This window comes from Arthrobacter sp. 10T413_2, assembly GCF_056394205.1.
The window spans coordinates 1-5,165 of record NZ_JBFTHK010000243.1 but is presented as its reverse complement, the minus strand read 5'-3'; the positions used below and the strand labels follow the sequence as shown (position 1 = coordinate 5,165).

Genomic DNA, 5,165 nt, shown 5'->3' with positions numbered 1-5,165 from the left:
AGTTGTAGGTGCCATTGATGCCGGTACGTTGGTCCACGCGGTCGATGCCCCACGTGGCTCCCGTTTGTGTGGCGTCGGTGGTCACGTCGGGAGAAACGGAGCCGAACTGGCCCGGTGCCTTGTTGGCCATGGGATCCGGCGGTGGTRCTTCTTTCGACGCCGTGACTTCGCCGTCTGGTTCCACGTAGTCGACGGCGGAGTCTTTGCGGACTCTGGCCAAATCCGCTTTGGATAAGGTTGCGGCKAACCCGGACAACGCAGCGCTATAGACATACTTCGTCTTCACATTATTGCGGCGCGCAACCGCTTCAGCATCAGATCCATTTTTGAGGACGACGATGAAGTGATCTGCGATGACTTTGCCGTGCCCAGCCTTAAGCGTGGCATCCGGTGGCGGAGACGCCTGGCCGGGTAGTGCGCCCCCTGCGACAAGCAGGGCACTCAGGCACGTCGCCAAGATGCTCAGCCGCTGGACGGTTGGTCGTTGGGATTTTGCTTCATTTCTCGCGGATGCACGTCTGGCTGAGGTGCTCATCGAACTCCTTCGTGGTTTTGCGGCCCCTGCAGAAGTCCCTTTCCCCGAATCCGTGCCGGGTGCGACGTTCATGATGTGCTCCTGTCCCGGTGGGGGATGCGATTAAACGAACCACATGGGGAGACGCGGATAACGTTTGATAGCAGCCGCCGCCTCAACGACTTCTGGCTKCTAGAGCGCAGTCAATCCCTAAACAGAAAAAAGCACACGGGTGGTCCACGCACCGCCGGCCTACTTGGTCCTACTCGCGTTGCCCCACGGGACACCCCCAATATGTCGGCAGTGTGCAGATGCTGCCGGGGATTTGACTACTTCGAAGGCGGAGCGGAATCAGCAATGACGGGTGCATCCAGTCTTTCGGAGAAATGGTTCAATACAGAGAAAAGCTCGTCTTCAAGGTCGGAATACGCAGCTTCCCAGGCCACTTCTCCTGTGTCCGTATTCCGTCCGAGCTCCGGATTCCTGATGAGTTGGATTTCCCGGTCGGTGGTCGCTTTTGGCCCGCAAACTTTTTGCGCGTGGATTGTTGCCTGTTCGGAGAGGCGAGCAAAAGTTTCAGGTGAATCTACCAGCATTTCCACGCAGGAAGCCAGATCGTCAGGGTCTTCAGGGGCGGCTAGGAGCCCGCTCGTCCCGTGGGTTACGAATTCGGGGATAGCTGAAATTGCCGTGGACACCGGAACCAGTCCGGAACTCATGGCCTCGCCAATGGAGACTCCCTGGGAATCCCAGCGCGTGGGGCTGAGAAAAATGCCATGTTCGGCATGAAGACGGGCGATTTCCTCTTGGCGTAGAAATGCTTTGGTGAGGTGCACATTTTCCAACTCCCGAAGCGGCTCGAGTGTCTCATCAAAAAACGGGCCATCGCCATAGATGCTGAACTGCATCTTGTCAAAGGAAGGCGATTGGCGAAGCGCKAGGATTGTCTTCACAACCAAATCATTGGCATATTTGTACCCCGTGAACGGTTTAATGATGAGCACTTTATGCCGCAGGGCCGGATCTTTAGGAATGTAAGGGAAAAGCTCGGTGTCAACCACATTCGGTATGACGCTTACGTTCGAAAYGCGAACTCCCGCATCCGGCTCTACGCTGTGTTTCAAGAACCAGTTMGAGACGGTGACAAACCTGATATCACGATGTTCGGCCTGATAGAGCTCGCGCAGGAACGGGACTTTTTTGTTCTCGCCGTGCGCTCGGAGGCTTTTCACTMTATCCATGAATCCCGCAACGTCGACGGCGTCGTACCATCGCCGGTGCCAACTTAGGGTCTCGTAGCCATGAAGCCAAGCGATGACCGGAGTTGACGGTTTGTGGGTGCTTATCGGGGCAATGATGTAGTCCAATGGGAAATKGACCAGAAAGCTTGCGTGATCGGARGCTAAAATATATTGCGTGTAAATGTCTCGATTCCCCGTTGTGACAGTGACACCGTCGAAAACGTAGGTTCTTAGCTCGGGTTCGTTCGTATCGATGCGAAATACGTCAATAGCCAGGCCGGCGTCGAGATATTTTTTTACTCTCCGATGCAAAAACCCATAGTTGTAGATATTGGAGTCATTGGGGTAAGCGTTAGCTATGACCAAATATTTGTCTTCAGCCACTTGGCTTACTCCTGTTCATGGGGGCAAATCGACACGCAAAATAGTTGCGCCGTACTAACTAAAGCGTGCTCCGAAGCCATTCCGCTGCATTGTCCAATTGCTCGTGAAATACAGTGGGAACGGGAGGGTTGTGGGCTTTCGGACCCTCGTAGACGTGGAAGCGCACATTGTCAGTGTTGGGGCTTGCCTCGATGACATCGCGGAACGGCCGGTAGTGCTGTTCGACGTGTGCKAAGTCATTGCTGTTCTGAACGTAKTACACAAGATTGGGCTGATGCTGGCTGTACCGGACTAGAGCTGAAGACCTCGGGMCCAGCGGGATAGACCAGTCTTCATCCGGTGTGAGTGACCATKGCCCATCCGGGGCGAGGTGCGGCATGACGGTTTCGACGTACTTGCGCTGCGCTCCCATGAGGGTCCCGTTGATGAGGTAGTTCGCGATGCTCGTCTGGCAGCTGAACGGCAACGCCATACTCCCCGGGATGTAAGTTGCCATTTGCAGTGCCGCCAGGCCGCCCCCCGAAGACCCCAGGAAGAGAATTCCTTTCGCGCCGACTGCGTCGGCAGCCGCACAGGCCCACTCCGCCAGGAGCGGGTACAAGTCGAGGTCTGTGGAGCCCGTGTACCAGGCCAATTCCAAATCGTCGCGATGATGAAGGGTGGGGTCCGAGAAGTACAAGCTGCTGAATTCGGTGGTCAACAGGCTCCGGAGCCACTCGAATCGGGGTAGTTGGTATTTGTTGCGGTCGGTAGCGCCGTGGAGGCTCACAACCAGCAGATCTGAGTTCTTGTTGACGAGAAGTGCCTCTAGGGGCAGGCCGTCCGACAAGACGGCAGAGTACCTGCTAGCCCCGTGACCAGAAGCTGGCGCAAATGGGAGGTGGGCAGAGACCTCTGTGACGGGTACGTTCGTCGCACCAGCGTCGATCTTGTCGGCAGGTATCACGGGAATCGTTTGCAGCATGGATACATGGTAGTCATGTTCCGATCAGCCATTTCCTCGCCGCCGCTGTCCCCGCCGGTCTCGATGACCGAGGGGGATTCCAGTAATTTCAGATGACGTGCGCTTTGGTGCCAGCCGCTAGAGCTATGTCACTTCCAGGGGCACGGGGAGGGACACCGTGACCAAACGATATATAGTGGTCCCGTTTGGATGCGCCATCTGCGCCCAACGCAATGAAATTTACTGCAGCTACTGGGGGACTAGTGACACTACGACTAACCGTGATCGGTACGGGATACCTCGGCGCGACCCATGCGGCATGCATGGCGGAGCTCGGCTTCGAGGTACTCGGGGTCGACGTCGACAAGGAAAAGATCGACAGCCTCAGCCGAGGCGAATTGCCCATCCACGAGCCCGGCCTGCCGGAGCTCCTGCGCAAGCACACTGAGTCCGGCCGCCTGCGCTTCACCACCTCGTTCGAAGAAGCTGGCGCCTTCGGTGATGTGCACTTCATCGCCGTCGGCACCCCGCAGCGCGCCGGTGAGCACGCTGCCGACATGACCTACGTTGACGCGTCCGTGGCAGCCATTGCCCGCGCCGCGACGAAGGACTCCCTGATCGTCGGAAAGTCCACAGTTCCGGTCGGCTCCGCACGCCGCCTCAAGGGCCTCGTCGCCGAAGAAGCGCGCGACGGCGTCACCGTCAACTTCGCCTGGAACCCTGAGTTCCTGCGCGAGGGCTTTGCCGTGGAGGACACCCTGCGCCCCGACCGCCTGGTCATCGGCGTGGATTCCGCCTCCGCTGAAGCGACTCTGCGCGAGGTCTACGCCGACGCAATCAGCCGCGAAACCCCGTTCATCTCCACCGACTTTGAGACGGCTGAACTGGTCAAGGTGGCGGCGAACGCGTTCCTGGCGACCAAGATATCCTTCATCAACGCCTTCTCCGAGGTCACCGAGACCGTCGGCGGTAACATCCGCACCCTGGCCGACGCAATCGGCCTCGACGCCAGGATCGGCCGCCGCTTCCTCAACGCCGGCATCGGCTTCGGCGGCGGCTGCCTGCCCAAGGACATCCGGGCGCTCCAGGCACGGGTATCCGAGCTCGGCCTGGACAGCACCATGCGCTTCCTGAACGAAGTCGATGAAGTGAACCTCCGCCGTCGTGACCGCGCCGTCCACGTCGCCGAGACGTTGCTGGGCGCGCTGGAAGGCAAGCGCGTGGCCGTCCTCGGCGTCGCGTTCAAGCCCAACAGCGACGACGTCCGCGACTCACCGGCACTGGACGTAGCCGCCAGGCTCTTCAACAGCGGAGCCGACGTCAGCGTCTACGACCCCGCCGCTAACGCCAACGCTGCCAGGCGCTACCCGCGCCTGAACTACGTTGACTCCCTGGCGACGGCCGTGGCGGACGCCGACCTGGTCATGCTACTGACGGAATGGAACGAATTCGTGAACGTCGATCCCGCGGAGCTGGCCGCCGCCGTGTCCCACAAGCGCATGTTTGACGGACGGAACGTCCTGGACCACGAGAAGTGGACCGCGGCAGGCTGGGACATCGTCTCGCTCGGCCACAAGAGCGAACTGCTGGAGCTCGCCGCCGCCAACTAGCGGCACATCGGCCTCACAGCTGATACAACAGGTTCAACAGGGAAGGATCCCGCCGGAGCATGCGCTCCGGCGGGATCCTTCATTTGTTCTAACAGACTAGTTAACGGACTGTGGCCGGACACCTGGGTGTCCGGCCACAGCAGGAGGCGCTCAGCGCCTCACAGGGACGCGTAGAGCTTGCCTGTGGTGGTGAGGGAGCCGTTGGTGTGGAAAAGGGCGGAGCAGCCCATCCTGATGTCGCCTGCCGGGCGGGTCTTCCAGGCGAAGCGCTCGACGAACGGCATGGCGCGCAGGCCGGCGACGGTGGCCCGCATGAAGTCCTCGGTCTGGGCCCGGGTGTAGATGGAAGGCCGTGTGGCCGTGGCATTCCAGTCGGCCACCGCGTACTCGGTCACCCAGATGGGTTTGCCATATTTCTCGTGCATCATGGTGATCTTGTTCAGGAAGTCATCGGCCCTGGGCCAAGCGTAGAC

5 protein-coding genes are annotated in these 5,165 nt (G+C 59.5%); 1 reads left to right on the top strand and 4 read right to left on the bottom strand.

Annotated elements, in window-relative coordinates; genetic code table 11:
- The 3 genes from AC1DBQ_RS21575 to AC1DBQ_RS21565 all read right to left on the bottom strand — a co-directional run.
- A partial coding sequence (locus tag AC1DBQ_RS21575) for a protease inhibitor I9 family protein (protein ID WP_476930462.1) occupies positions 1-535 on the bottom strand: 535 nt, incomplete at its 3' end.
- 308 nt (positions 536-843) lie between these two features.
- Positions 844-2,139 (bottom strand): glycosyltransferase family 4 protein, encoded by a 1,296-nt coding sequence (locus AC1DBQ_RS21570; protein ID WP_476930461.1) that lies wholly within the window; start codon positions 2,137-2,139, stop codon positions 844-846.
- Between the two features lie 58 nt (positions 2,140-2,197).
- Positions 2,198-3,103, bottom strand: coding sequence for a hypothetical protein (locus AC1DBQ_RS21565; protein ID WP_476930460.1), 906 nt, complete (start codon positions 3,101-3,103; stop codon positions 2,198-2,200).
- A gap of 212 nt (positions 3,104-3,315) precedes the next feature.
- Between AC1DBQ_RS21565 and AC1DBQ_RS21560 the strand changes: the two genes are divergently transcribed.
- Positions 3,316-4,692, top strand: a complete 1,377-nt coding sequence (locus AC1DBQ_RS21560; RefSeq protein ID WP_476930459.1) for a UDP-glucose dehydrogenase family protein — start codon at positions 3,316-3,318, stop codon at positions 4,690-4,692.
- Between the two features lie 158 nt (positions 4,693-4,850).
- Here AC1DBQ_RS21560 and AC1DBQ_RS21555 read toward each other — a convergent pair.
- The coding region (locus tag AC1DBQ_RS21555) for a glycosyl hydrolase (RefSeq protein ID WP_476930458.1) at positions 4,851-5,165 on the bottom strand (315 nt) is incomplete at its 5' end.